The organism is Micromonospora cynarisoli (assembly GCF_030518815.1).
Lineage (GTDB): Bacteria > Actinomycetota > Actinomycetes > Mycobacteriales > Micromonosporaceae > Micromonospora > Micromonospora wenchangensis.
On record NZ_CP130426.1, the window covers coordinates 3,861,161 to 3,886,190 of the forward strand.

Annotated in this window: 25 protein-coding genes and 4 tRNA genes; 7 read left to right on the forward strand and 22 right to left on the reverse strand. The window is 71.0% G+C overall.

Going from position 1 to position 25,030, the window contains the following annotated elements:
* Positions 1-42: 42 nt before the first annotated feature.
* The 17 genes from rpoB to Q2K16_RS16510 form a co-directional block, all read right to left on the reverse strand.
* Complete coding sequence (gene rpoB, locus Q2K16_RS16430) at positions 43-3,474, reverse strand: DNA-directed RNA polymerase subunit beta (RefSeq protein ID WP_088644795.1); 3,432 nt, start codon at positions 3,472-3,474, stop codon at positions 43-45.
* 592 nt (positions 3,475-4,066) lie between these two features.
* Positions 4,067-4,456: a 50S ribosomal protein L7/L12 gene (rplL, locus tag Q2K16_RS16435; RefSeq protein WP_088644794.1), complete on the reverse strand. Its 390-nt coding sequence runs from the start codon at positions 4,454-4,456 to the stop codon at positions 4,067-4,069.
* 54 nt (positions 4,457-4,510) lie between these two features.
* The gene (gene rplJ, locus Q2K16_RS16440; protein ID WP_088644793.1) at positions 4,511-5,059 is read right to left on the reverse strand and encodes a 50S ribosomal protein L10; all 549 of its coding nucleotides are present in this window, start codon (positions 5,057-5,059) and stop codon (positions 4,511-4,513) included.
* A 306-nt stretch (positions 5,060-5,365) separates the two neighbouring features.
* Positions 5,366-6,052: a hypothetical protein gene (locus tag Q2K16_RS16445; protein WP_302738505.1), complete on the reverse strand. Its 687-nt coding sequence runs from the start codon at positions 6,050-6,052 to the stop codon at positions 5,366-5,368.
* Positions 6,049-6,840 (reverse strand): ATP-binding cassette domain-containing protein, encoded by a 792-nt coding sequence (locus Q2K16_RS16450; RefSeq protein WP_302738506.1) that lies wholly within the window; start codon positions 6,838-6,840, stop codon positions 6,049-6,051. The genes Q2K16_RS16445 and Q2K16_RS16450 overlap by 4 nt, the downstream gene beginning before the upstream one ends.
* Positions 6,841-6,970: 130 nt before the next feature.
* Complete coding sequence (gene rplA / locus Q2K16_RS16455) at positions 6,971-7,687, reverse strand: 50S ribosomal protein L1 (protein ID WP_302738507.1); 717 nt, start codon at positions 7,685-7,687, stop codon at positions 6,971-6,973.
* 80 nt (positions 7,688-7,767) lie between these two features.
* Complete coding sequence (gene rplK, locus Q2K16_RS16460; protein WP_067301374.1) at positions 7,768-8,199, reverse strand: 50S ribosomal protein L11; 432 nt, start codon at positions 8,197-8,199, stop codon at positions 7,768-7,770.
* Positions 8,200-8,385: 186 nt separating this feature from the next.
* Positions 8,386-9,108, reverse strand: a complete 723-nt coding sequence (nusG, locus tag Q2K16_RS16465) for a transcription termination/antitermination protein NusG (RefSeq protein ID WP_088644788.1) — start codon at positions 9,106-9,108, stop codon at positions 8,386-8,388.
* 38 nt (positions 9,109-9,146) lie between these two features.
* Positions 9,147-9,566, reverse strand: coding sequence for a preprotein translocase subunit SecE (gene secE, locus Q2K16_RS16470; protein WP_145921760.1), 420 nt, complete (start codon positions 9,564-9,566; stop codon positions 9,147-9,149).
* 213 nt (positions 9,567-9,779) lie between these two features.
* A tRNA-Trp gene (locus tag Q2K16_RS16475) sits at positions 9,780-9,852 on the reverse strand.
* A gap of 127 nt (positions 9,853-9,979) precedes the next feature.
* A complete protein-coding gene (locus Q2K16_RS16480; RefSeq protein ID WP_302738508.1) occupies positions 9,980-10,372 on the reverse strand; it encodes a MaoC family dehydratase in 393 nt (130 codons plus the stop codon).
* 1 nt (position 10,373) lies between these two features.
* Complete coding sequence (locus Q2K16_RS16485; RefSeq protein ID WP_088644785.1) at positions 10,374-10,820, reverse strand: MaoC family dehydratase N-terminal domain-containing protein; 447 nt, start codon at positions 10,818-10,820, stop codon at positions 10,374-10,376.
* Between the two features lie 132 nt (positions 10,821-10,952).
* Complete coding sequence (rpmG, locus tag Q2K16_RS16490) at positions 10,953-11,120, reverse strand: 50S ribosomal protein L33 (RefSeq protein WP_013288652.1); 168 nt, start codon at positions 11,118-11,120, stop codon at positions 10,953-10,955.
* 132 nt (positions 11,121-11,252) lie between these two features.
* Positions 11,253-11,325, reverse strand: a tRNA-Met gene (locus tag Q2K16_RS16495).
* A gap of 26 nt (positions 11,326-11,351) precedes the next feature.
* Positions 11,352-11,424 (reverse strand) — tRNA-Thr (locus Q2K16_RS16500).
* A 96-nt stretch (positions 11,425-11,520) separates the two neighbouring features.
* On the reverse strand, positions 11,521-14,040 hold the full coding sequence (locus Q2K16_RS16505; protein ID WP_302738509.1) for a putative bifunctional diguanylate cyclase/phosphodiesterase: 2,520 nt from the start codon (positions 14,038-14,040) through the stop codon (positions 11,521-11,523).
* A 62-nt stretch (positions 14,041-14,102) separates the two neighbouring features.
* Positions 14,103-14,249 carry a hypothetical protein gene (locus Q2K16_RS16510; RefSeq protein ID WP_169733070.1) on the reverse strand — a complete coding sequence of 49 codons (147 nt, stop codon included), beginning with the start codon at positions 14,247-14,249 and terminating at the stop codon, positions 14,103-14,105.
* 480 nt (positions 14,250-14,729) lie between these two features.
* On the opposite strand from Q2K16_RS16510, the gene Q2K16_RS16515 reads away from it, so the two are divergent.
* Entirely contained in the window at positions 14,730-15,143 is a 414-nt protein-coding gene (locus Q2K16_RS16515) for a GyrI-like domain-containing protein (RefSeq protein ID WP_302738510.1), read from the forward strand.
* Complete coding sequence (locus Q2K16_RS16520) at positions 15,056-15,523, forward strand: hypothetical protein (RefSeq protein WP_302738511.1); 468 nt, start codon at positions 15,056-15,058, stop codon at positions 15,521-15,523. The genes Q2K16_RS16515 and Q2K16_RS16520 overlap by 88 nt, the downstream gene beginning before the upstream one ends.
* Before the next feature lie 123 nt (positions 15,524-15,646).
* On the opposite strand, the gene Q2K16_RS16525 is transcribed toward Q2K16_RS16520, so the two are convergent.
* Positions 15,647-16,189 (reverse strand): DapH/DapD/GlmU-related protein, encoded by a 543-nt coding sequence (locus Q2K16_RS16525; RefSeq protein ID WP_302738512.1) that lies wholly within the window; start codon positions 16,187-16,189, stop codon positions 15,647-15,649.
* Positions 16,190-16,493: 304 nt separating this feature from the next.
* On the opposite strand from Q2K16_RS16525, the gene Q2K16_RS16530 reads away from it, so the two are divergent.
* Positions 16,494-17,447 carry a DMT family transporter gene (locus Q2K16_RS16530; protein ID WP_302738513.1) on the forward strand — a complete coding sequence of 318 codons (954 nt, stop codon included), beginning with the start codon at positions 16,494-16,496 and terminating at the stop codon, positions 17,445-17,447.
* A 105-nt stretch (positions 17,448-17,552) separates the two neighbouring features.
* The gene (locus Q2K16_RS16535) at positions 17,553-18,506 is read left to right on the forward strand and encodes a hypothetical protein (RefSeq protein WP_302738514.1); all 954 of its coding nucleotides are present in this window, start codon (positions 17,553-17,555) and stop codon (positions 18,504-18,506) included.
* 163 nt (positions 18,507-18,669) lie between these two features.
* Here the strand turns inward: Q2K16_RS16535 and Q2K16_RS16540 are convergent.
* A tRNA-Tyr gene (locus tag Q2K16_RS16540) sits at positions 18,670-18,753 on the reverse strand.
* Positions 18,754-18,901: 148 nt separating this feature from the next.
* Here Q2K16_RS16540 and Q2K16_RS16545 point away from each other — a divergent pair.
* The gene (locus Q2K16_RS16545; RefSeq protein WP_302738515.1) at positions 18,902-19,396 is read left to right on the forward strand and encodes a YajQ family cyclic di-GMP-binding protein; all 495 of its coding nucleotides are present in this window, start codon (positions 18,902-18,904) and stop codon (positions 19,394-19,396) included.
* A 72-nt stretch (positions 19,397-19,468) separates the two neighbouring features.
* On the opposite strand, the gene Q2K16_RS16550 is transcribed toward Q2K16_RS16545, so the two are convergent.
* On the reverse strand, positions 19,469-20,728 hold the full coding sequence (locus Q2K16_RS16550; RefSeq protein WP_302738516.1) for an MFS transporter: 1,260 nt from the start codon (positions 20,726-20,728) through the stop codon (positions 19,469-19,471).
* A 186-nt stretch (positions 20,729-20,914) separates the two neighbouring features.
* Here Q2K16_RS16550 and Q2K16_RS16555 point away from each other — a divergent pair, with 186 nt between their 5' ends.
* On the forward strand, positions 20,915-21,052 hold the full coding sequence (locus Q2K16_RS16555; protein ID WP_302738517.1) for a hypothetical protein: 138 nt from the start codon (positions 20,915-20,917) through the stop codon (positions 21,050-21,052).
* On the forward strand, positions 21,052-22,272 hold the full coding sequence (locus Q2K16_RS16560) for an MFS transporter (RefSeq protein ID WP_302738518.1): 1,221 nt from the start codon (positions 21,052-21,054) through the stop codon (positions 22,270-22,272). Before Q2K16_RS16555 ends, Q2K16_RS16560 begins: the two co-directional genes overlap by 1 nt.
* Positions 22,273-22,331: 59 nt before the next feature.
* Here the strand turns inward: Q2K16_RS16560 and htpX are convergent, their stop codons facing one another.
* Positions 22,332-23,210 carry a zinc metalloprotease HtpX gene (gene htpX, locus Q2K16_RS16565; protein WP_302738519.1) on the reverse strand — a complete coding sequence of 293 codons (879 nt, stop codon included), beginning with the start codon at positions 23,208-23,210 and terminating at the stop codon, positions 22,332-22,334.
* 201 nt (positions 23,211-23,411) lie between these two features.
* Positions 23,412-24,923: an NADH-quinone oxidoreductase subunit N gene (locus Q2K16_RS16570; RefSeq protein ID WP_302738520.1), complete on the reverse strand. Its 1,512-nt coding sequence runs from the start codon at positions 24,921-24,923 to the stop codon at positions 23,412-23,414.
* Positions 24,924-25,030: the final 107 nt, after the last annotated feature.

Here is a 25,030-nt window from a genome sequence, read left to right on the forward strand (position 1 = left end):
GCGGGGTCGGGAGCCGGACAGCCGGCCCCCGACCCGCACCACTTACACCTCTTCGACCGAGCTCGGCTCGCGCCGGGACAGGTCGATGCCCAGCTCCTCCGCGGCCCGGAACACCTCGTCGTCGGTCTCGCGCATCTCCAGGGCCACCCCGTCGCTGCTGAGCACCTCGACGTTCAGGCACAGCGACTGGAGTTCCTTGAGCAACACCTTGAACGACTCCGGGATGCCCGGCTCCGGGATGTTCTCGCCCTTGACGATCGCCTCGTAGACCTTGACCCGGCCCAGGACGTCGTCGGACTTGATGGTCAGCAGTTCCTGCAGGGCGTAGGCGGCGCCGTACGCCTGCATGGCCCAGCACTCCATCTCACCGAAGCGCTGGCCACCGAACTGCGCCTTACCACCAAGCGGCTGCTGCGTGATCATCGAGTACGGTCCGGTCGACCGGGCGTGGATCTTGTCGTCGACCAGGTGGTTGAGCTTCAGGATGTAGATGTAGCCGACCGCGATCGGGTCGGGCAGCGGCTCGCCGGAACGACCGTCGAACAGCTGCGCCTTGCCGGAGGAACCGATCAGCTGCTTGCCGTCCCGGTTGGGCAGGGTCGACGCGAGCAGACCGGAGATCTCCTCCTCGCGGGCACCGTCGAAGACCGGCGTGGCCACGTTGGTGTCCGGCTCGGACTCGTGCGCCTCGATCGAGCGGAGCTGACGCTTCCACTCGGTGTCGTCGCCGTCCACGCTCCAGCCGGTCTTGGCCACCCACCCGAGGTGGGTCTCCAGGACCTGGCCGATGTTCATCCGGGACGGCACACCCAGCGGGTTCAGCACGATGTCGACCGGGGTGCCGTCCTCCAGGAACGGCATGTCCTCGATCGGCAGGATCTTCGAGATGACACCCTTGTTGCCGTGCCGGCCGGCGAGCTTGTCGCCGTCCTGGATCTTGCGCTTCTGGGCGACGTACACCCGGACCAGCTCGTTGACGCCCGGCGGCAGCTCGTCGCCGTCCTCGCGGGAGAAGGTCCGCACCCCGATGACCGTGCCGGTCTCGCCGTGCGGCACCTTCAGCGAGGTGTCCCGGACCTCCCGGGCCTTCTCGCCGAAGATCGCGCGCAGCAGCCGCTCCTCCGGGGTCAGCTCGGTCTCGCCCTTCGGCGTCACCTTGCCGACCAGGATGTCGCCGGGGACGACCTCGGCGCCGATCCGGATGATGCCGCGCTCGTCGAGGTCGGCGAGCATCTCCTCGCTGACGTTCGGGATGTCCCGGGTGATCTCCTCCGGGCCGAGCTTGGTGTCCCGGGCGTCGACCTCGTGCTCCTCGATGTGGATCGAGGTGAGCACGTCCTGCTGCACGAGGCGCTGCGACAGGATGATCGCGTCCTCGTAGTTGTGACCCTCCCAGCACATGAACGCGACCAGCAGGTTGCGTCCGAGCGCCATCTCGCCCTCGTCGGTGCACGGACCGTCGGCGATGACCTGGCCGGCCTCGACGCGGTCGCCCTCGAAGACGACGGGCTTCTGGTTGACGCAGGAGCCGGCGTTGGAGCGGCGGAACTTGTGCAGCAGGTACGTCCGGCGGTGGCCGTCGTCCTGGTGGATGGTGATGTAGTCGGCGCAGAGATCCTCGATCACGCCGCCGACCTCGGCCACCACCACGTCACCGGCGTCGACCGCGGCACGGTACTCCATGCCGGTGCCGACCAGCGGCGACTCCGCCTTGACCAGCGGCACCGCCTGACGCTGCATGTTCGCGCCCATCAGCGCGCGGTTGGCGTCGTCGTGCTCCAGGAACGGGATCATCGCGGTCGCGACCGAGGTCATCTGCCGCGGCGAGACGTCCATGTAGTCGACCGCGCCGGGCGCGACGTCCTCGGTCTCGCCGCCCTTACGGCGGACCAGGACCCGGTCCTCGGCGAACGTGCCGTCGGCCTTGAGCGGCGCGTTGGCCTGGGCCTTGACGAACCGGTCCTCCTCGTCCGCGGTCAGGTAGTCGATCTGGTCGGTGACCCGACCCTCGACGACCTTCCGGTACGGCGTCTCGATGAAGCCGAACGGGTTGACCCGGGCGAAGGTGGACAGCGCGCCGATCAGGCCGATGTTCGGGCCTTCCGGCGTCTCGATCGGGCACATCCGGCCGTAGTGGGACGGGTGCACGTCGCGGACCTCGAAGCCGGCCCGCTCCCGGGACAGACCACCCGGGCCGAGCGCGCTCAGCCGCCGCCGGTGGGTCAGACCCGCCAGCGGGTTGGTCTGGTCCATGAACTGGGACAGCTGCGACGTACCGAAGAACTCCTTGATCGCCGCCACCACCGGGCGGATGTTGATCAGGGTCTGCGGCGTGATCGCCTCGACGTCCTGGGTGGTCATCCGCTCGCGGACGACCCGCTCCATCCGGGAGAGACCCACCCGGACCTGGTTCTGGATCAGCTCGCCCACCGTACGCAGGCGACGGTTGCCGAAGTGGTCGATGTCGTCGGCCTCGTAGCCCTCCTCACCGGCGTGCAGCCGGCAGAGGTACTCCACGGTGGCGACGACGTCGTCCTCGGTGAGCGTGCCGGTGGTGATCGGCACGTCGAGTTCGAGCTTCTTGTTGAACTTGTACCGACCGACCTTGGCGACGTCGTACCGCTTCGGGTTGAAGAAGAGGTTGTCGAGCAGGGTCTGGGCGTTCTCGCGGGTCGGCGGCTCGCCAGGGCGGAGCTTGCGGTAGATGTCGAGCAGGGCCTCGTCCTGGCCGGCGATGTGGTCCTTCTCGAGCGTGGTCATCATCAGCTCGGACCAGCCGAACTTCTCGCGGATCTGCTCGGCGGACCAACCGATGGCCTTGAGCAGGACCGTGACGGCCTGCCGGCGCTTGCGGTCGATGCGGACGCCGACCGTGTCGCGCTTGTCGATGTCGAACTCCAGCCAGGCACCCCGGCTGGGGATGACCTTGACGCTGGAGAGGTCGCGGTCGGAGGTCTTGTCCGGCTGCTTGTCGAAGTAGACGCCCGGGGACCGGACGAGCTGGCTGACCACGACGCGCTCGGTGCCGTTGATGATGAAGGTGCCCTTGGGCGTCATCATCGGGAAGTCACCCATGAACACCGTCTGGCTCTTGATCTCGCCGGTGGTGTTGTTGGTGAACTCCGCCGTCACGAACAGCGGGGCGCAGTAGGTCAGGTCCTTCTCCTTGCACTCCTCGATCGAGGCCTTGACCTCGTCGAAGCGCGGTGCCGAGAAGGACAGCGACATGGTGCCGGAAAAGTCCTCAATGGGACTGATCTCGTCGAGGATTTCCGCGAGACCCGAGCGTGCGTGCGGGTCGTCCGCCGACCGGCCCTGCCAAGCCTCGTTGCCGACGAGCCAGTCGAAGGACTCGTTCTGGATGGCGAGGAGGTTGGGGACCTCGAGGTGTTCGGTGATCCTGCCGAAAGAAACTCGGCGGGGCGCGAAAGCGCTCGACGTACGACTGGTCTTCGCAGGGCGGGAAGCTGCCAAGATGCGTCCTTCCGAGGACCGGTGCTGCAGAACGGCTGGTACGCGTGCACTCCAATGACCCCACCAGAAATATCCGTAACCGGACATTTCCGAGCAGGGGTCAAGTCGGAAGGCAGCGCAAACTAGCAGTGTAGCCGAGAGGCTAACCGCTGTCCAGCCCATCCCGCAGGTCGTCGTGGAACGCGCCTCGGGGACCCCGGAGAACGGGGTCGTGCCGGGCCGCTCGGAACACGACGTTCCTGTCGGACCGCTCGGGTGGAGCGGCTGCTGGTGCTGCCGCAGCCATTACCCAAGAGGGGGCCGTCGCAAGCGCGGAAGGTCTTGCTGGTGTCAGCGTGCCTGGCAGGCCGGGGCCGCGTCAAGAGGCTCCAAGCGCCTGCTCGCCGGGTTTCCCACGGACGGGCTACCCACGGCGTCACCGCCATGTCGCACCACGAGTGCGAACACCCTGCTCACACCACTGATACCCGGAGTCACCAAGCATGACGGGCGGTGATCCGTCAGCCGGATCACCGCCCGTTCAGTTTGCGGTGTGCCGCGGCTCACCCGAGCCGGACACGCGCCACGGTCGACCGCGAGGGTCGACCCCGGGTCACTTGAGGGTGACCTTGGCGCCCTCACCCTCGAGCTTGGCCTTCGCCTTCTCGGCGGTCTCCTTGTTGACCTTCTCCAGGATCGCCTTCGGCGCGGACTCGACCGCGTCCTTGGCCTCCTTGAGGCCCAGGCCGGTCAGCTCACGCACGACCTTGATGACCTGGATCTTCTTGCCACCGTCGGCCTCCAGGACGACGTCGAACTCGTCCTTCTCCTCCTCGACCGGCGCGGCGGCGGCGCCACCGGCACCACCCGCGGCGGCGACCGCGACCGGCGCGGCGGCGGTGACCTCGAAGGTCTCCTCGAACTGCTTCACGAACTCGGAGAGCTCGATCAGCGTCATCTCCTTGAACGCGTCGAGCAGCTCGTCGGTGCTGAGCTTCGCCATGTCTGGCGTCCTTTCTCGCAATGAAAATTAAAGAACGTGGTGCGCCGGGAGGCCTCAGGCCGCCTCGGCACCCTCCTGCTCGCGCTTCTTGTCCGCCAGGGCGGCCGCCGCGCGGGCGGCCTTGGAGAGCGGCGCCTGGAACAGGGCCGCGGCCTTGCTCAGGTTGCCCTTCATCGCGCCGGCCAGCTTGGCCAGCAGCACCTCACGGGACTCCAGGTCGGCGAGCTTCGTGACCTCGGCCGCGGAAATGGCCTTGCCCTCGAACACACCGCCCTTGATGACGAGCTTCGGGTTGGCCTTCGCGAAGTCGCGAAGACCCTTCGCCGCCTCGACGACGTCGCCCGAAACGAAAGTCAGCGCGGTAGGACCGGTGAACAGCTCGTCGAGGCCGGAGATGCCCGCCTCGGTCGCGGCACGCTTGGCCAGCGTGTTCTTCGCGACCGTGTAGGTGGTCTCCTTGCCGAGCGAGCGCCGCAGCTGGGTGAGCTGGGAAACCGTCAGACCACGGTACTCGGTGAGCACCGCAGCGCCCGAGGTACGGAAGCTCTCGGTCAGCTCAGCGACGGCCGTGGCCTTGTCGGCCCGGATCGGCTTGTCCGCCATGTCCCTCCTCTCTCGTTACTCGGAGCTGGTCGCCGTCGGGGAGCACGGGGCTCGGGTGACGGCGCCGGAGGCGTCACGACAACGAAAAAGCCCCGGCGCAGGGCGCGCGGGGCGAGGGCGGGGCCGATCACCATGGTCGGCGGACCACGGGGAGGAACCGTACTACGCTTACCGCCCTGCGCGGGTCGCCCGTCATCGCGGAACCTTCGACCGTGCCGGGGCACGGTGACCAGCGGTCTCTGGGTGGAACTACCGCACCAGGTTACGCGACGGCCCGGCCATCACCAAATCGCCCGCCGGCACCGCTCACGGGCGGGCCCGCCGCCACCCGGCGTAGCCGGCCAGCGCCACCCCCGCCCAGGCCAGGGCCCACACCGACAGGAGCAGCACGGTGCCGGCCGGCACACTGTCGGCGAGCGCCCGCGCGGTGGCCAGCACCGGCGGCACCAGCCAGGGCGCCACCGAGCCGCGCAGGCCCAGCACGAGGGTGCCGACCGCACCCACGGCGAGCACGGCGACGCCGTACCCGGCGCTGCGGGTGAGCGCCCGGCTGGCCAGGGCGCCCAGGGCCACCGCGGGCAGCAGGGCGAGCAGGTGCGCCCACAGGCCGAGGGCCAGCGCCGCCACCACCGACGGATCACCCGGACCGGGCGCGGCCACCCCGCCGACCAGCCACGGGAAGACGAGCGCGACCAGCACCGTGCCCGCCCCGGCGAACACGGCCGCGAGCAGCCCGGCGAGCCGTTCCCGGGCCGGGCCGACCAGCACATGCGCCAGCCGGCGCTGCACGTCCGGCTCGACGTCCAACAGGATCCTGGTCTGCCAGGCCAGCACCGGGAAGAGCACCACCGCGCTGACGCCGTACGCCTCCGCCGGGTGGGCCCGGCCGCCGCCGTACAGGATGCCGAGCGCCAGCAGTCCGGCCAGCAGCGGCGCCAGCGCCCGTCCGGTACGCAGGAAGCCGGCCAGCCGCATCCGGACCAGCGCGCTCACCGGGCCACCTCCCCCGCCGGGCCGTCCCGCGCCGGATCACCAGTCGACCCCGCCCCGGCGGCCGGGACGGGTGCCTGCGGCGCAGCCGCCCGTGGGGGCGGGCCGGCGGGTTCGCGTACCCGCAGGATCTGGTGGCCGTCGGCGCGCAACCGGGCGACGGTGCCGGCCACCCGCGCGGCCGGCACCGCGACCTCGACCACGGCGACGGCCGCGTCACGGGTGCCCGGCTCATCGGTGAGCAGGCCGTCGGCGACCGTCCAGTGCCGCGCCCCGGGGAGTCGGACCGTCTCGCCCCGATGGTCGCTGACCAGGACCGCTCCCCCGGCCGCCAGCACCTCGTCGACCAGTTCCGGGACCAGGCCCCGGGCGGCGGCGTCCAGCCCCTCCCAGGGCTCGTCGAGGACCAGCAGGCCGGGGGTCCGCAGCATCGCCTGGGCCAGGCCGACCTTCTGCGCGGTGCCCTTGGACAGGTCGGGCATCCGGACCGTACGGAACGGGGCCAGGCCAAGCCGGTCGGTCCACCTGTCGACGGCCCGGTCGGCCTCGGCCCGGCCCAGGCCGGCGGCCCGGCCCATGGCGGTGAGGTAGCGGGTCACGGTGAACGGCTGGTCGGCGGGGAACCGCTCGGGCACCCAGCCGACCCGGCGGGGACGGTCGACCACCCGGCCCCGGACCGGACGCAGCACCCCGGCGCAGAGTTGCAGCAGGGTCGACTTGCCGGCCCCGTTGCGGCCGAGCACCACCGCCACCTCGCCCGGATCGAGGCGGGCCGTGACGCCGCGCAGCACTCAGGGGCCACCCCGGCGGTACCGGAGCCGGACGTCCTCCAGTCGCATGGGGTGAGCCTGCCACAGCCCGACACACGGCAGGGGCCCCACCACGGTGCGTGGCGGGGCCCCTGCTCGGGAGCGGTCGGGATCAGCCCTCGACGGCGGTCTCCTGGAGGTTCTTCACCACGTTCGGGTCGACCGGGACGCCCGGACCCATCGTGGTGGCCAGGGTGACCTTCTTGAGGTACTTGCCCTTGGCCGCGGACGGCTTGGCACGGAGCACCTCGTCCAGCACCGCGGCGTAGTTGTCGATCAGCTGGGTCTCGGAGAACGAGGCCTTGCCGATGATCAGGTGGAGGTTGGAGTGCTTGTCCACCCGGAAGGTGATCTTGCCGCCCTTGATGTCCGAGACGGCCTTGGTGACGTCCATGGTCACGGTGCCGGTCTTCGGGTTCGGCATCAGGCCGCGCGGGCCCAGGATCCGCGCGATCCGGCCGATCTTGGCCATCTGGTCCGGCGTGGCGATCGCCGCGTCGAAGTCCAGCCAGCCGCCCTGGATCCGGGCGACCAGCTCGTCAGTGCCCACCTCGTCGGCACCGGCGGCGACGGCCTCCTCGGCCTTCGCGCCGGCGGCGAAGACGATCACGCGGGCGGTCTTACCGGTGCCGTGCGGCAGGTTGACCGTGCCGCGGACCATCTGGTCCGCCTTGCGGGGGTCGACGCCGAGGCGCATGGCGACCTCGACCGTGGCGTCGAACTTGGCGCTGGTGGTGTCCTTGGCGAGCTTGACCGCCTCGGCCGGGGTGTAGAGCTTCGACTTGTCGATCGCCTCGGCGGCCTTGCGGTACGTCTTGCTGCGCTGCATCTCGGGTTACTCCTGTGGTCTCTGGCGGGCCGCGGTCGACGCGCGCCCTCCCACGAACTGGTCTGGGGGACTGACGGTCGTCAGTCGTTGACGACGATGCCCATCGACCGGGCGGTACCGGCGATGATCTTCGCAGCCTGGTCGATGTCGTTGGCGTTGAGGTCGACCATCTTCTTCTCGGCGATCTCGCGCACCTGGGCCTGGCTCACCGAGCCGACCTTCTGGCTCTGCGGCACGCCGGAGCCCTTCTCCACACCGGCGGCCTTGAGCAGCAGCCGGGCGGCGGGCGGGGTCTTCAGGACGAAGGTGAAGGAGCGGTCCTCGTAGACGCTGATCTCGGCGGGGACGATGTCGCCCCGCTGGGACTCGGTCTGCGCGTTGTAGGACTTGCAGAACTCCATGATGTTCACGCCGTGCTGACCGAGCGCGGGGCCCACCGGCGGCGCCGGGGTAGCCTGGCCCGCCTTCAGCTGAAGCGTGAACGTCTTGACGAGCTTCTTCTTCGGAGGCATGTCACTTCCTGGGGCTTGGAACTGGGAAAGGTGCCGGCCACGGGCGCGCACGGTCAGCGCGGTGCCACAGCGACGACATTCAAGGGTAGCGCAGCGCCCGGCGACCCTCTGCGCCGAGGTCCGCGCCGGGGCGGAACGACGTCGCCGGCAGCGGGCCGAGGCCCACCGCCGGCGACGGGAACGACGTCAGATCTTGGCGACCTGGTTGAAGTTCAGCTCGACCGGGGTCTCCCGACCGAAGATCGACACCAGCACCTTGAGCTTCTGCTGGTCGGCGTTGATCTCGCTGATCGTCGCCGGCAGCGAGGCGAACGCCCCGTCGGTGACGGTGACCGAGTCACCCACCTCGAAGTCGAGGACCTTGATCTCGGGCTTGGCCTTCTTCTGCTCGGTCTCCACCGCCGGAGCCAGCCACTTGAGCACCTCGTCGAGGCTCAGCGGCGCCGGCCGGTCGGCCCGGTCGGTGGCCCCCACGAAGCCGGTGACCCCCGGCGTGTTGCGCACGCAGGAGTAGGACTCGGCGGTCAGCTCCATCCGGACCAGGATGTAGCCGGGGAAGACCTTGGCCTGGATCTGGGAACGCTTGCCGTTCTTGACCTCGACCTCTTCCCGGGTCGGCACCTCGACCTGGTAGATGAACTCCTCCATGTCGAGGGAGGTGATCCGGGTTTCGAGGTTGGTCTTGACCTTGTTCTCGTAACCGGCGTACGAGTGCACCACGTACCAGTCGCCGGGCGCGTAGCGCAGCTTCTGACGCAGCTCGGCGACCGGGTCGTAGTCCTCGTCCGGCTCCGGCTCCGTGGTCGGGAATTCCGGCTCGCTGGCGGCCTCGACCGACTCGTCACTCGCCGCCGTCGCGACCGTGGACTGGTCGTCCGTGGTCTCGGCGGTCTCGTCGTACTCAGGCACGCTTGCTCACTTCCGTCACTATCGGCTCAGTCGGCCGGTCAGCTGGGGCTGCCGAAGACCCACAGCACGCCCTTCGCGAAGGCGAAGTCGAGCAGGCCCACGATGGTCAGCATCACCGCGACGAACGTGACCACCACGGCCGTGTAGGTCAGCAGCTCCTTGCGGGTCGGCCAGATGACCTTACGCAGTTCGGCGACGACCTCGCGGAAGAAACGCGCGATGCGGGCGAACGGCCCCACCCGGTCGGTCTCGGAGCGGGTCTTCGACTTGCTGTCGGCGGCACCCGCGCGGGTCCGCGACCGGGTCGCGGTGCCGCCCCGGGATACCGGCTCGTCCGCGTCGGTGGCGTCGTCGTCGGTGGCGTCGCTGTCGGCGGTCACCTCGTCGACGACCTCGTCACGCTCGTCGCGCAGACCGTCGTCGCCGGCGTCCTCGCCGCGCCGCTTGCTCTCGGCCACTTCGCCCTCCGTCGCGGGATGTCGGTTCGTACGCCGGGAGGCGTACGCGGCGCTGGTCACGCCGGCCGGACCAACCGTCCCGCGACGGGCCGCGGCCGGCGGACCGGACGAAGGGCCCCGAGTCGCCTCGAAGCCACCCCGCCGATGCCACCACCACGGGCCGGACGCCGCCTTGCGGCGGCGCGACCCACGGGAACGGTCAGGCCTGAGGCGCAGGGGTGACAGGACTTGAACCTGCAGCCTGCGGTTTTGGAGACCGCTGCTCTGCCAATTGAGCTACACCCCTGTGCGGCAACGCTCGCCCCACCCGGCCTGCACGGCCGAGCAGGGGTCACTTGCCCCACGGCGGACCAGTGTACGGGTAGCGCCCCGACTTTCCCAACCGGTCCCGCCCGGTCCGTTCCGGCGACCTGTCAGCCGGCCGTCCGCACGGTCGCCCGCGCCTGCGACAGGACCTTCTCGCCGCCGCACCGGGCGGTCACATCGAGCCTGGTCAGACCGGTTTCGGTGACCTCCTTGACCACCGCGTCGACGGTGATCTCGGTACCCTCGTCGTCGTCCGGGACGACCACCGGCCGGGTGAACCGCACCCCGAACTCGACCACCGCGTCGGGCGTGCCGGCCCACTCGGTGACCGCCCGACCGACCAGCGCCATGGTGAACATGCCGTGGGCGATCACCCCGGGCAGCCCCACCTTCGTGGCGGTCCGGTCGCTCCAGTGGATCGGGTTGAAGTCCCCCGAGGCACCCGCGTAGCGGACCAGGTCCGCCCGGGTCACCCGGAACGTACGGGTCGACAGTTCCACGTCAGGACTCCCCACGGACGACGAGCTTGGACCAGACGGCGACCACCGGCTCACCGGCCACGGTGGTCACGTCGGTGCGGGTGGTGAGGAAGCCGTGCCCGCTGCGGGAGCTGATCTCCTCGATCGTGTTCACACAGACCAGCTCGTCCCCGGCCACCACCGGCCGGGTGTAGGCGAACCGCTGGTCGCCGTGCACCACCCGGCTGTAGTCGACCCCGAGCGCCGGATCGTCGACGATCTGCTGGCTGGCGGCCATGGTGATGAGGACCGGGAAGGTGGGCGGGGCGACCACGTCCGGGTGGCCGAGCGCACGGGCCGCCGCCGGGTCGTGGTGGGCCGGGTCGGTGGCGCCGATGGCGGTGGCGAACTCGCGGATCTTTTCTCGGCCCACCTGGTAGGGGGCGGTCGGCGGGTACGTCCGGCCGACGAAGGACGGGTCCAGGGACATGCCGCCGAACCTACACGGGACGCACGAACGCCGACCCGTACGGGCGGGCGGCCCTGAAAAGGGCCGCGTCAGCCGTGCGGATCGGCGTCCGATGAAGCGCTGCGGACCGGGCCGGCCTACTGCCGGCGCAGGTCAGCGGGTCTCGCGGTGGACCGTGTGCTTGCCGTCCCGGGGGCAGAACTTCTTCAGCTCGATGCGGTCCGGGTCGTTGCGGCGGTTCTTGCGCGTGATGTAGTTGCGCTCCTTGCACTCCACACACGCCAAAGTGATCTTCGGCCGGACATCGGTCGCCTTCGCCACGGCGGAGTGCCTTCCTCGCTACGGATATCAACTACAGCGCATCAGCCTACGCGGACAACGCCTGGACATGCAAAGCGGGCGCCAATGGCGCCCGTCCCGCCGACCATCGGGGATGAGCCCGAAGGACGAGAGTAGCGGTGGCCGGACTTGAACCGGCGACACAGCGATTATGAGCCGCTTGCTCTGCCATCTGAGCTACACCGCCGCAGGCGGGTCCAGCCGGACCCTCTGAGCCCCCTTACGGAATCGAACCGTAGACCTTCTCCTTACCATGGAGACGCTCTGCCGACTGAGCTAAGGGGGCCTACCCGATCACCCCGAAGGGCGTCGCGCAGGGGATACATTACACGGCACCGCGCCGGGGGTGAAATGGGATCCCCCTGTCCCGTATCGCCGCAGCTCAGGGCACGACGCGGAGCCTCGGCAGCGCGTCCGGGTCGATCGCCTCCTGGTCGGTCTGGGCCCCGAACCAAGCCTCCAGCCGCTCGTACGGCAGCGGCCGGCTGAACAGGAAACCCTGCCCGATCTCGCAGCCGATGTCCTGGAGCAGTTCGAGGGTCAGCTCGCTCTCCACCCCCTCGGCCACCACCGCCAGGCCGAACTGCTGGGACAGCGAGACCACCGCGTTCACGATCGCCAGGTCCCCCGGGTCGGTCGCCATCCCCTGCACGAACGACCGGTCCACCTTCACCTCGTGCACCGGCAGCCGGCGCAGCTGGGCCAGCGACGAGTTGCCCGTGCCGAAGTCGTCCACCGCCAGCCGGACGCCGAGGTCCCGCAGCCGGCGCAGGGTGGGGATCGGCCGCTCGGTGCCGTCCAGGACCGCCGCCTCCGGGATCTCGACGGTCAGCAGCTGCGGCGGGACGTCGTACTCGGCCAGCAGCTCACCGACCCGGTCCGGGAAGTGCCTGTCGGTCAGCGAACGGGCGGCGATGTTGACCGCCACCGCCAACGGCTGGCCGGTACGGCTCCAGTCCCGACTGCGGCGCAGCCCCTCGCGGAGGACGAACTCGGTGAGCCGCCCCAACTGCCCGGTGTGCTCGGCGACCGCCACGAAGTCCTCCGGGGAGACCGTGCCGTGCGCCGGGTGCTCCCAGCGGGCCAGGCACTCCACCCCGAGCAGACGGCGGTCCCGCAGGGTCACCTTCGGCTGGAAGTAGACCTCCAGTTCCCCCTCGTCGAGGGCGCGGCGCAGGTCACCGGCGAGCCCGAGCCGGCGCAGCGACCGCGACTCCAGCGCCGGGTTGAACAACTGCACGCTGCCCGGCACCGCCTTGGCCGCGGTGGCCGCCAGGTCGACCCGTTGCAGGAGTACGGCGGCGTCGCTGCCGTGATCCGGGTGCACGGCCACCCCGACCGCGGTGTCCACGTCGAGGGTGAGCGCGTCGAAGACCATCTCGTCGCGGATCTGCTCACGGAGCTGGGCGGCCAGTTCCAGGGCCGCCTCGGCGTTCTCCAGCCGCAGCGTCACCAGGAACTCGTCCCCGCCGGCCCGACCCACCAGGGCGGACGAGGGGGCGCAGGCGCGCAGCCGCTCGGCCACCTCGACGAGGACCTTGTCCCCCGCCGCGTGGCCCAGCGACTCGTTGACCTGGCGCAGACCGTCGACGTCGAAGAGGAGGACGGCGACCACCTCGCCGGGAGCACGGATCTTGACCGCCTCGGCCAGCGCGGCGGTGATCCGCCGCCGGTTGGGCAGCGTGGTCAGCGCGTCGTGGTAGGCGTCGTGGCGCAGCCGGTCGACCAGCCGGGAATTCTCCAGGGCGACGGCGGCGTGCGCGGCCACGGTCTCGAAGACGGGGATGTCGCTCGTGGTGAAGTGGCCGATGTCGCTGAGCCGGTTGGTGACCTCCAGGGTGCCGATCACCGCCTGGCCGGACCGCAGCGGCACCACGATGGCGTCCTTGACCTGCTGCGCGCCGACCTCGCGGCGCAACGCCGTGTCGTCGCCGAGCAGCCGCCCGATGGACAGCGTCTTGCCCAGCTCACGGGCCTGTTCCCGGAAGACCGTCGGGGTGGGCGCGACGTCGAGCAGGCCGGGGGTGTCGACCCGGGCGGTCAGCAGCACCTCGGGGTGCCGGCGCTGGGCGGGCAGCCACAGGGTGGCGTACTCGGCCTGCATCAGGGCCCGCACCCGGTCGAGGAGGATGTCGGCGAGCGCCCCCTCGGCGCTGTTGGTGAGCAACCGGGTCAGGTCGTACATGCCGGTCAGGGTGCGGTGCTGCCGGAAGAACTGCGAGTAGGAGCGGTAGACCTGGAACAACGCCGCGAACAACGCGGCCAGCAGCAGCACCGACCACCAGGTGGTCTTCAACGCGATCAGGACGAGCAGGCCCACCGAGGCGTTGATCGAGGTGGTGAGGAACACCGAGGGTGCGGTACGCAGCGCCTCCCGGCCGGCCTGCCAGCCCTGGAGCAGCACGTGCACCCCGGCCACCGAGAGCAGGCTGACCAGGGTGATGGTGTTGACCGCCAGGAACAGGATGCCCCAGGTGCCCGGCCCCACCCCCTCCAGCGGGGGCAGGGCCAGCAGGAGCAGCCCGGCCAACGAGGTGGCCGCCGCCGCCTTCGCGACGTTGAACCACAGCTTGGCCGGGGCGAACCGGTGTGACGCGCTCCAGATCAGCACGGAGAGCGTGTAGATCAGCACCACCGTCAGCGGTGGCAGGAAGAAGAGCGCGACGACGAGGGGCACCTCGGTCAACGTCACCCCGACCGACTGCCGCCGGACTATGACGTTGAGGACCGGGATGCTGATCCCCGTCATCGCCACGAAGAGAACGAACGCCAGGCCCCACTTCCCGAACTCGGGCCGCAGGACGCCGATCGCGGTGCTGAAGACGATGGCCAGCAGGGCCAGGGGGGCGGTGATGAACCAGGCGCGTTCGGTGGACTTACGCCGCTGATCTCGGCTGGCCATGCGCCACCCTCTCCCTGAGAGACATCACCCCCAGGACACCGGGAGCGGGGACGACGCGGGGCTTAGCGCGCGCCGCCCATCGTCCAGACGACGTCCGCCATTTGCGCGCTGCCGTCGATGGACTGGACGCCGGCGACGGCGAGTCCACCCAGGATGGTGGCGAGCACGAGGAGCGAGCCAAACAGCCGGCCCAGCCTTCGACCAGACATGATTGCTCCTGTCGAGAGAGTGTTCACGGGGGATGGTGGAGGTTCCACGATCGTGCCACACCTCGGGTACCCAGAAAAGCGGGGAGAGCGGCGCTGGTCCGAGCAGCGGAGAGGTTCCGCCGTTCGGCCCACCACCGTCACCTCCCCGTGCCAGATCAGCGGCACCAGGACGGGTAACAGCCTCCACGAATCGCCCAATGTCACTATCGACGCAAACCCGATCTCAACGGCGCGGGGCCGTCCTCCGGGCGGCAGGGCGACCGTCGCATGCGAGGGCTGCGACGACTGCTCCCGGAACCGTCACATCGATCACCATAGCTCATTTCGTCAGGTACGGAAGCGGCCTGTCGGGAGTCGACGGACTCCGCACCAGATCAACGACAAAACGCGCGTACGGTGGCGAGCCGGCGCGAGCAGGCGAAACACCCGCCAGAGGCGGTCGGACCCCGCGATGTCGTACCCCGATGCTGTCGTGAATCCATGACATCGCCGACACCGGTGATCGAACAGCTGGCGACCCAGCCGTACCTGGGGATCAGACGGACGGTGACGATGGAGACCATCGGCGACGCCGCAGCCGCCCTGGCCGACCTGACCGCCTGGGTGACCGCGCGGGGGATCACCCCGGCCGGCCCGGACTTCCTGCGCTACCACGTGATCGACATGGCGCGGGAACTGGAGGTGGAGGCGGGCGTGCCAGTCCCGGCCGGCACGCAGCTCACGGTCGAGGCGCCCCCGGGCACCGGCGTGCTGCCGGCCGGTCGCTACCGGGATAGCCGGGGCGGTTTGGGGGTATGTCGGGGGTTATGGCAGGTCAGTATGGTGCGGTCGACGAGGAGCACGCACGGCCGGCGGGAGTCGATGACGCGACGGTCGCGGCGCTGGGCAAGCTGAGTGAGGCGTTGGAGACGGTTCACCGCGTGCGCGGGCACCTCTACTCCGCGCACCAGCTCGTCGGCGGCGCGGACCTCACCCTCGACCAGGTGGTGGAGCTGCTGCGCGGGGCCGGGCACGACGAGGTGGCCGACCGGGTCGAACACGAGCTGCTGGGGCGCAACCTGCTCCCCGGCAGGTGGACGTTCCAGATCGTGGAGGAGTTCGACGACGGCTACTACGCCACGTTCCAGGAGATCGAACGGTACGCCCGGGAGAAGCTGGCCGACGGCCGGCGGCACCTCTACGAGGCGGAGATGAAGCAGCGGCGGCGTACCCACGGCATGCCCGGCCACGAGGCCACACCGGAGTCGGCACGACCCGACCGCGACGGCCCCTGACCGACCCGACGTGACAGGCGCGGAGGGCGGGGGCGGGGGCATGATCGACTCAAGGGAAGCAATGTAGCGGTATCCGGCCAGCCTGGATACCGCTACATCGGCCCACGGGCGAGGCGAGTGGGGTCACCACTGGCGGCGTACCGTCGCTTTGGGGCCGGTGACCAGGGTGGCGGGCGGGACGTCGTCGGCGACCACCGCGCCGGCCGCCACCACGGCGTCGCGGCCGATACGGACGCCGGGGAGGATCGTCGCGCCAGCGCCGATCCAGGCGTTCTCCCCCACGTGGATGGGCGCTCCGGTCAGCCACTCGCGCCGCTGCACGGGGTCGACCGGGTGGCCGAGGGTGATGAAGGTGGCCTTCGGGCCGATCATGACGCCCTCGCCGAGCCGGATGCCGGCATAGTCGAGGAACGTGCAGTTCTGGTTGATGAACACCCGCTCCGCGATCTCCAGATTGAGGCCGTGGTCGGTGTAGAACGGCGGATAGATCGTCACCCGCGCCGGCAGCGGCCGGCCGAGAAGCTGCGCCAGCAGTTCCGCCCGGCCGGCCTCGTCGTCGAAGGGCAGCACGTTCAGCCGGGAGGTCAACTCGGTGGCCCGCAGGACCCTCGCCGCCATCGCCTGGAACTCGGGGCTGTGGATACGCATGAAGCGGTCGTCGGACATCCCGCGATCCTCGCCGACGCCCCGGGGACGCGCCGCGTGGGCCGCCGCCGCTCACCGCTCCACCCCAGACCGGCCCGCCGGTCCCCGGATCAGCCGATGTGCCCGGGTCGAACCCCCGTCGACCTGCTCACGGAGACCGGCCGCGGTTCCTCTACGAGCGCCATCCGATGACGCGGAAATCCGGTGGACCACCTGCCCGTCACCGCCACGAACGCGGCTCCTGCACTTCCCACCGGCATCCCGATCGGGTAAGCCATCCACGTGACCCACGCCGATGCGAACAAGCTGCATGACCGGATTCCCGTTGAAGACTGACCGTCAGCGCGTCACCAGGGCAGGTATCGCCCGGGTGGCCGGTCTCGCGTTGCTGTGGGGTTCCGGCTTTCTCTGGGTCAAGCTCGCGTTGCGGGGCTTCAACCCGGTGCAGATCGTGTTCGCCCGGCTCCTGCTCGGCTTCCTGGTCCTGACCCCGATCGCGCTGTCGCGGGGGCTCCGTTTTCCAGGGCAAGGGCGGCTGTGGGGTCACCTGTTCGTGGCCGCCCTGGTCGCCAACGCCGTGCCGTACCTGTTGTTCAGCATCGCTGAGGAGACGATCGGGTCGAACGTGGCGGGGGTGCTGAACGCGACCACGCCGCTGTGGACGCTGCTGCTGGCGTTCCTCGTCGGCGTCGACCGGGCCGTCACCGTGCGAAAGGCCGCCGGGTTCGCCCTCGGTTTCCTCGGCGTCGTGGTCATCTTCTCACCGTGGGAGTCCGCGAGTGAGATCGCCAGTTGGGGCGGCCTCGCCTGCCTCGCCGCAGCCGCCAGCTACGGGCTCGGCTACGTCTACATGGGCCGGTTCCTGTCCGGACGCGGAATCCCGCCGCTCGTGCTGTCGGCGGCCCAGCTCGGCGCGGCCACCGTTCTGCTGGTCCCGGCGCTGCCGTTCGCCGGCCTGGAGTCGCCGGTGTGGCGGCCCGACGCGGTGGCGAGCCTGCTCGTCCTCGGGGTGCTCGGCACCGGGGCCGCCTACGTCCTGAACTACCGCATCATCGACGACGAGGGGCCGACCGCCGCGTCGGTGGTCACCTACCTGTTGCCCGTCGTCGCCGTGCTCCTCGGATGGGTGATCCTCCGCGAGGCCGTCACGACCGCGATCGTGGCCGGCATCGCCCTGGTGCTCGCCGGGGTCATCCTGACCAGGCAGCGGCCCACATCCTCGCCCTCGACCGCTGGCCGAGACGCCGCCGCCACACTTCCCGGCGACCGCATGGAGTAGCGGAAGAAAGACTGTCGGTCATACGACGACGTGCCGCCGGGCCAGCAGGGCGGGCCTAAGCTCAGTTCGCCTCTCGCCCGGCGACGCTTCGGAGGGTGCCGTCCCATGTCATCCAAGCTTGCCACCGTGCTCCTCTCCGTGGCCCTGATGGCCGCACCCACACTCACCCCTCCTGCGTCCGCGTCCGCTGCACCTGGCGCCCTGACCAGCTATCGCATGGTGGACCTCGGTACCTTCGGCGGCGACAGCAGCTACGCCAACGCCATGAACGACCGCGGTGACGTGATCGGCCGCGCCCAGGACACCAGCGGCGTCTACCAGGGTTTCCTCTGGCAGCGCGGTCGGATGATCAACCTCGGCGCGTTCAACCCCATCGACGTCAACGACCGCGGCGAGGTCGTCGGTGCCCGCGACGACGGCTCCGGCGCGTACATCTGGCACCGCGGCATCTTCCGGCCGCTGGGTGGCCGGTACATCCGGCCCGTGGCAATCAACGACCGCAGTCAGGTTCTCGGCTATGCCGCCGCAGGCCCCGTCCTGTGGACAGACGGCCGCACCCAACTCCTACCCCTCAATGACGTGTCCGACGTCAACGATCGCGGCCACGTCTCCGGCGGTATCAGCCTGCCGCCGGACGGCTTCCACGCCACTCTCTGGCACGGTGGCCGGACCACCGACCTAGGTGCCGGCCCCTTCAATCGCAGCAACACCTACGGCCTCAACGACAGTGGCTGGGTGATCGGCTGGCAGTTCTCGGCAGACCAGTCCCCGCGCGGCATCCTGTGGCGGCACGGCCGCACCCTGGACATCGGCACCCTCGGCGGCAGCTTCACCGAGCCGCGGGCTATCAACAACCGCGGGGAGATCCTGGCCATCTCCGCGACCACCGACCAACACGCCCGCCCGGCGCTGTGGCGACGCGGCGTAATGCACGACCTCAGCCTCGCCGGGGTCAGCACGGAAGGCTCGGTCGTCGACCTCGATGACCGCGGTGGCATCGCCGCGACGATCCGTCCGGTCTGGGGTATCGCCCGCGCGGTCGTCTACCGCCCACGCTGATGTGTGGGCCATGGCTACCCGACCGGCGCAGACCTCGACAACTTTCCGGTCTCCGGCTCGACCGCCCGACATCGGCGCACCTCCGGAAGGGCGGAAGCAGGACCGGATGAGGCATATTGAAGAGCCCCTGACCAGTAGCTGGTCAGGGGCTTCTTTGTGCACCTGGTGGCGGGTAGAGGATTCGAACCTCTGTAGCTTTCGCGACGGATTTACAGTCCGCTCCCATTGGCCGCTCGGGCAACCCGCCAGGGCACACCGCCGCGTCGTAACGCGGCAGCGGAGCAAGGATAGCGGTCGCCCCCGGGGGCGTGGCAACCGGGTACCGTCAGAGGGTCGTGGGGCTGGTCAGCGCCGCGACGACCCTGACAGACCGCCGGACAAGCAGGAGCATCAGCATGGCAGCGAACCCGTCGTTCGACATCGTGAGCAAGGTCGACCGGCAGGAGGTCGACAACGCCCTTCGCCAGACGGAGAAGGAGCTTGCCCAGCGGTTCGACTTCCGTGGCACCGGCGCCGAGATCTCCTGGTCGGGTGAGGAGGCGATCAGCCTCCAGGCCGAGACCGAGGAGCGGGTCAGCGCCGCCCTGGACGTGTTCAAGGAGAAGCTGGTCAAGCGGAACATCTCGTTGAAGTCCCTGGACGCCGGTGACCCCCGCGCCTCGGGCAAGGTCTACAAGATCGACGCCAAGGTGATCCAGGGCATCGAGTCGGACAAGGCCAAGGCGATCAGCAAGAAGATCCGCGACGAGGGCCCGAAGGGTGTCCAGGCGCAGATCCAGGGTGACCAGCTCCGGGTGACCGGCAAGAAGAAGGACGACCTCCAGGCCGTCATCTCCCTGCTCAAGGGCGAGGACTTCGGGGTGGCCCTCCAGTTCACCAACTACCGCTGACCCGGTAGCCGGCATCGCACGCGCGGGCGGTCGTCCCGACGGGGACGACCGCCCGCGACACGCGTACCCCCGTCAGACGGGGACTGGGTGTTCGGCACGGGTGGCGGCGGCCTCGGCGCGGGCGATCGGGCCGCCGGGCAGCGCCGCGACCCCGGCCCCGACGCCGACCGCCCCGGCGGCGAAGAGGAACGCCCAGGGCACCCCGCCGGCGTGGTCGACGATCAGGCCGGCGACCGCCCCGCCGGCCGCGCTCGCCGCCACCGACATGGTCACCACCCAGGTGTACGCCTCGTTGAGCATGCCGGTCGGGGTGATCCGCCCGACCAGGGTGTTCTCCAGGGTCAACGCGGGGGCGATGGTGGCCCCGCCGATCACCAGGGCGATGCCGAGGGACACCGGGCCCGGCATCACCGCGAAGATCGCCAGGGTGCCGGCCACCGCCGCGAGCAGCCAGGCGAACTGGCGGGTCATGTTCGCCGCCGGACGGCGTACCCCGAACCAGAAACCGCCCACGGCGCTGCCCACCCCCCAGACGGCGAGCAGCAGGCCGGCCAGGCTCTCCGGGTCGCCGGTGGGCTGGTTGCCGGCGAACGCCGGCACGATCACGCCGGCCGCGCCGAACGCGATGCCGAGGCTCGCCACGCAGACCAGCAGCGCCGGGAACCCGCCCACCCGCAGCGGGCCGAGGCCCCGGGCGTGGTGCTCGCGGGCGTGCGGACGCCAGGCGCGCATCACCCGGCCCAACGCCACCCCGCCGGTGCCGACCAGGGTCACCACGGCCGCGCCGACCAGTGCGGCGGCGGCATCCGCCAGGAGCACGAAGCCGGCCACCAGCAGCGGGCCGAGCACGAAGACGACCTCGAACAGCGACGTCTCGGCGGCCAGCGCGGTGTTGCGCAGCTGGTAGCGGCCGGTCGTCGGGGCGGTCAGGTCGTTCCAGGCACCCCGGATGGCGGCGGTCAGCGGCGGGTAGGTCGCCCCGGCGAGCCCGGCCGCCAGGTAGATCAGACGCAGGTCGGCGTTCTCGGCGCGACTGGCCCCGAGCAGCGCGAACAGGGCCAGCGGGTGCGCCACGGCGGTGACCAGCAGCACCGGGGTGGGTCCGACCCGGTCGGCGATCCGGCCGGCGACCGGGCTGAGCGCGGCACCGGACAGGGCGTAGATGCCGCCGGCCACGGCGGCGAGGGAGTACCGGCCGGTGACCTGCTCCACGACCAGCAGCAACGCCAACGGTGTCATGCCGATGCCGAGCCGGCCGACGACGCCGAGGAGCAGCAGCAGCGGGGCGCCGGGAATCCGCCAGACGCCCAGGTACTGGCGCAGTGCGGACACGGCCACCTCCAGGAGACGATCAGGTAACGACTCAGAACCCTGTAGACCCTAACGCCGCAGGTCCCTCCGGGAATGGTCGATTCACTCACATCCGGGACCGCTGACCGGGTGGCGGCGAGAGGGTAGCTTGCTGATCGACCCAGATACATACACCGCTGGATCGCCCCCGATGTCGTAGGAGGTCCAATGGTCGGCACGACGACCGAACGCCGCCGGCCCGGCCCGGCGGCCCGGGGCAGCAGCCGCCGGGCAGCTGCCCCCGTGCTCCGGGAGAGCACCCGCCACCAGCAGAACGGGGTCGAGGAAGCGGACCCGACGACCTGATGACCGACGCCGACGAGCGGCTCTCACCGCCCCCCGGTTACCTGGCCCTGTTCCGGCATCCGGTCGCCTCCCGCCTGGTCACCGCCCGGGGGATCTCCGAGTTGGGCGACTTCGTGGGGCTGGCCGCGCTGCTGCTGCTCGCGTACGACCAGACGCAGTCGGTCCTCGGGCCGGCCGCCGTGTACGCCGCCCGCGCCCTGCCCGCCCTGCTGGTCGCCACGGTGTTCAGCGGCTGGCTGGACGTGCCGGCCCGCCGTACCCTGCTGGTCTGGCTCTCGGTGGCCGGCGCGGTGCTGATCGCGGTCCCCCTCGCGGCACCCCGGCCGGTGCCGGCGATCGTCGCGGCCGGCCTGCTCGGCGCGGTCCGGGCCGCCTACTCCAGCGTCAACGTGGCGGTCGCCGCCGAGTCGGTGGACGCCCCGCTGCGGCTGCCGCTGTTCGGGCTGTCCGCCTTCGCCAACCAGGTCGGCCAAGTGGTGGGGCTGCTGACCGGGGCGAGCATCACCGTGGCCCTCGGGCCCCGGGTGGCGCTCCTGATCGACCTGGTCTCGTTCCTCGTCGCGGCGGCGGTGCTGGCCGGCCTGCCGACCGGGCAGCAGCGGCGGCGCGGTCCGCGCCCGCCGGCCACCGCCGGCCTGCGGACCATCGCCGGGCACCCGGTGCTGCGCGGTGTGGCCCTGCTCACCCTCGCCACGGTGCTCTCCGGCGCGCTGCCGGAGACCCTCGCTCCGAACCTCGCCGCCGGGGCCTGGCGGCCGGTGGTGCTGGCCTCGTCGGCGCTGGGCGGCGCGGTCTTCGTGCTGGTGTTGGGGCGGGGCACCTGGCTGGGCCGGTTGACCGGGCAGGTCACCGTGGCCGCCGCCCTGGCCGGGGCGCTGCTGCTGGCCGCCCTGCTGGTCGCCGTGCATGCCCCGGTGTGGGCCCTGGCCTGCGCCAACGCGCTGATCGGCGCGGGCGGTGGGTGGCTGATCGGCGCGCAGGCCACCTTTGCCCGGCTGGCCCCGGTGGAACGGATGGGGCAGGTGGAGGCGACCATCGTGGCCGCCAACATCGTCGTCGCCGGCTGCGGGATCTTCCTGCTCGGGTCGACCGCCGCGTTGTTCGGGCCGGCCCTGGCCTACCTGCTGGCCGGGGTGCTGCTGCTGGTCGTGGTGCTGCTGACCCGCCCCGACCGGCTGCCCGCCGACGTGGGCCCGCAGCCGACCGGCCCGACCCCCTGACCCGTGGACACTGCCGCGCCCGCGTCCAGGCTGGACGCGGGCGCGGGTGTCGGTCGGGATCAGCGCTGGAACTGCACCGGGCCGGTGTTGCGGGCCATCTGCTCCAGCCGGGCCACCCGCTCCTCCATCCGGGGGTGGGTGGAGAAGAGCGCGGCGATGCCGCCACCCCGCTTGAACGGGTTGTCGATCATCAGGTGGGCGGTACTGGTGAGCTGGCCCTGGGCGGGCAACGGCCGGGCCTGGGTGCCCAGGTGGATCTTGCGGAGGGCGCTGGCCAGGGCCAACGGGTCCCGGGTGAGCTGCGCACCCGAGGCGTCGGCCTGGAACTCCCGGCTCCGGCTGATCGCCAACTGGATCACGGTGGCCGCGATCGGGCCGAGGATGATGGTGAGCAGCAGCACGGCCGGGTTCGGGCCGTCCTCGTCGTTGTTGCCGCCAAGCGGGATGAAGAACGCCAGGTTCGCCAGCATGGTGATGATGCCGGCCAGACCGGCCGCCACGCTGGAGATCAGGATGTCCCGGTTGTAGACGTGGGACAGCTCGTGGCCGATCACCCCGCGCAGCTCGCGGTAGTCGAGGATCTCGGTGATCCCCTGGGTGACGCAGACCGCCGCGTTGGCCGGGTTACGACCGGTCGCGAACGCGTTGGGCTGCGAGGTGGGGCTCACGTACAGCCGGGGCATCGGCTGCCGGGCCTCGGCGGCCAGCTCACGGACCATCCGGTACAGCTCGGGGAACTGGGCCTCGCTGACCGGTTGCGCCCGCATCGAGCGCAACGCGAGCTTGTCGGAGAAGAAGTAGGTCACGCCGTTCATCAGCAACGAGACGACGACGGCGATGACGAGGCCGCCGCTCCCACCGAACCAGTAGCCGACCGCGAGGATCAGCGAGGTCAGCAGGCCCAGCAGCGCTGCGGTCTTCAGACGGTTGTGATGCACGATCGCTCCTTCGGTGCGCGGGTCGCGCGGGACCCGCTGACCGGTACAACGTCACCGGTACCCGTCAACCATCCAGCTCATGACTGGCAGTTGACTGAAGGATGCTGTGAACCCGCTGAACGGACCGGACACCGAGGACGGCCCGGGACACCCAGGTCAGGGGTCCTCCCGACCGCCGGGGCGGAAACTCCGGCGGGCCGGTCAACGGGCGGCGAGAGCCAACACCAGTTGCGGGGCGAAGCCGATCACCACGCCCAACGCGGTCGCCCCGGCCAGCGCCATGGTGACCGGCCAGGCCGTCCTGGCCGGCACGACCCCGGCGGGCTCCCCGGTCGGCACGGCCGGCTCCCCGGCGGGGGCGGTCGGGAGCGGGGGCGGGTCGGCGTACAGGGTGGCGGCGAGGCGCAGGTAGTAGGCCAGCCCGACGACCGCGTTCAGGGCCACCACCAGGGCCAGCCAGCCGGCCCCACCGTCCAGCACCGCCCGCACCACGGTCACCTTGGCGAACAGCCCCGCCAGCCCGGGTGGCAGGCCGGCCAGCCCGACCAGGGCCAGGGCGAACGCCGCCCCGGCCCAGGGCCGCCGCCGGGCCGTCCCCCGCAGGTCCGCCACCGCGCCGCCGTCCGCACCGGCCGGGCGCAGCGCCACCAGCGCCGCGAACGCCGCCAGCTCCACCACCACGAAGAAGACCGCGTACGCCACCGCGGCGGCGTACGCCCCGACCCGGACGTCGTCGGCCCGGCCGGCGGTCGACGCCAGCACCCCCAACGGGGCCAGGATGTAGCCGGCCTGGGCGACCGACGACCAGGCGAGCAGCCGGACGGTACGCCGCTGGCGCAGCGCCACCAGGTTGCCCACGGTCAGGGTGAGCACCGCCAGCAGGGCCAGCACCGGGCCGGTCACCTCGGCCGGCAGCGCCCGCTGCACCACCGCCAGCAGGGCCACCACCCCGCCCAGCTTCGACGCGGTGGACAGGTAGGCCGCCACCGGCAGCGGCGCCCCGTCGTAGGTCGCCGGCGCCCAGGCGTGGAACGGCACCGCCGCTACCTTGAAGGCCAGCCCGAGCACCACCAGCGCCACCGCCGCCGGGACCAGCGGCACGTCGGGCGCGTCGGCCAGCAACCCGCCGAGCCGACCCAGGTGCAGGCCACCGGTCGCCGCGTAGAGCAGGGCCGCGCCGAGCAGGGTGACCGTCGTGGCCACCACGCTCACCACGAAGAAGGTGACCGCCGCCTCGGCGCTGGCCAGGCTGCCCCGACGCAGGCCCACCAGGACGTACAGCGGCAGGGTCAGCGTCTCCAGGGCGACGATCAGGGTGATCAGGTCACCGGCCGCGCCGAGCACCACGCCACCCGTCATCGAGCAGGCCAGCAGGAAGCAGTACTCACCGATGGGCGTCGGGCCACCGCGCAGCAGCGGCCCGGAGAGCCCGAGCACACCCAGGGTGAGCAGGGAGAAGACCCCCGCGACCAGGGCCGCCCGGCCGTCGAAAACCCACGAGCAGTCGGCACCCACACAGAACGTCCGCCGGCTGCCGGCCGCGCCCACCACCACCGCGCCGACCCCGGTGGCGACGACGCCCGCGCAGGCCACCGCCACCGTCGCGCCGGCCCGGCCGACCTGCAGATCCGCCAGCAGCACGAGTACGGCGGTACCGGCCGCCAGGTACGCCGGCAGCAACGCCACGTTGTCGACGCTCTGCACCACACTCATCGGTGCTCACCTCCGTTCGCGACTGCGGGGCTCCGCTGCGCTGCACTCCTCGCGCTCACCACATCCACCTGTCGCTCGCGACTGCGGGGCTCCGCTGCGCTGCACTC